Annotated in this window: 1 protein-coding gene and 1 pseudogene; both read left to right on the top strand. The window is 66.3% G+C overall.

All coding sequences use genetic code 11. The annotated features are described in order from the left end of the window. Nucleotides 1–410 (top strand): ACT domain-containing protein (locus LQV45_RS32810; RefSeq protein WP_230011811.1); only part of this gene is annotated, 410 nt, incomplete at its 5' end. A gap of 205 nt (nucleotides 411–615) precedes the next feature. Continuing rightward, a pseudogene (locus LQV45_RS32805) lies at nucleotides 616–1371 on the top strand (ABC transporter permease); the annotation flags it as partial.

Genomic DNA, 1371 nt, shown 5'->3' with positions numbered 1-1371 from the left:
GCATCAACGTCCGCCTCATCACCACGCCGGACACCGAGTCGTACCGCAACGTCCTGACCCTGCGCGGCGCCCTCAGCGACGGCAGCCAGATCTCCGTCGCCGGAACCCTGACGGGCCCGAAGCAGATCCAGAAACTGGTCGGCGTCAACGGCTACGAGGTGGAAATCCCGATCAGCGAACACCTCGTGGTGGTTGCCTACTCGGACCGCCCTGGCGTGATCGGCACGATCGGCCACATCCTGGGCATGAACAACATCAACATCGCCGGCATGCAGGTGGCACGCCAGACGGAAGGCGGCCAGGTGTTGGCCCTGCTGACCATCGACAGCTCCGTTCCCCAGCAGGTCCTTGACGCGATCAAGGCCGGGATCGGCGCTGACATGGTCCGCGAGGTTGACCTCGAGGACTGAAATCCTCCCCGCGTGGCCCCGGCGGCGGCATGACCGCCGCCGGCGGCCACGAGAGGCCGGCCGGTCTGCGTACAATGGCTAGGACCGAATTTCGGGTCTTGGCCGGCAGACCGGCCTTTACTTTTGCACGCCCGGCACGGGACGCCTTCACTTCCTCAGGAAATGAACTGCGGCGTGCGCACGCAATCCAGCTTTCAGGAGCCCAATGAACGCCGTCCAGAGGTTCATCAGAAGCAGAGTGCTTTTGCTGACCGCGTCCATTTTGATCGTGGCCATGTGCCTGTCCGTGCTCGTCCAGGGTCAGTCCCAGGCGGCGCTGAGCAGGACCGTGGACCAAAACTCCCGGGGGCTCTATGACGTCCTGGTGCAGGCCAAGGCGAAGGATAACGGCGGCCTGATGCAGCCGGACATCGCCACCGGCCAGGGCGGCATCAGCTTCGAGCAGCTGGATTCGATCCGCAAGCTCTCCGGCACCTCTGTGGCCGCCCCCATCAGCCTGGTCTCGCGCGTGACGCAGAACCTGGAGTCGCCGCGGCTGGACGCTACCGACTACCTGGGCTTCAACGCGGGCCTCGCGGGCACCTCCGGCGACCCGACCGCCACGGATCCGAGCAAGTGGCCGGCCGCGGAGTCGGTACTGAGCGACACGCCAAAGAAATACCGCCTCACGGCCAGCGCCGTCAGCTCCGACGGCCACTCCGACCAGACCCTGTTCAAGACCACGGCCGAGGGCTCCCTCGGCAAGGCGAAGCTGGTCGAGGAACAGGTTGAGGGCGGCAAGAACGTCCGCATCCAGGGCCCGGAGGGTGAGACCGGCATCAAGTTCCCCACCCCGGCCGGCGGCTCCGAGCACAACCTCTTCAACCTCTCCGTTTCCCTGCCGATGGCTCCTCAGGTGACCGAGTCCGTCGTCGCCGTCGACCCCGTCTCCGAACGGGCGCTGCTTGGCACGGCCGGTGAC

This window comes from Microbacterium sp. Bi128 (assembly GCF_918698205.1).
Note: the sequence above shows the minus strand (reverse complement) of the source record. Positions and strands in the feature narration are given on the sequence as shown.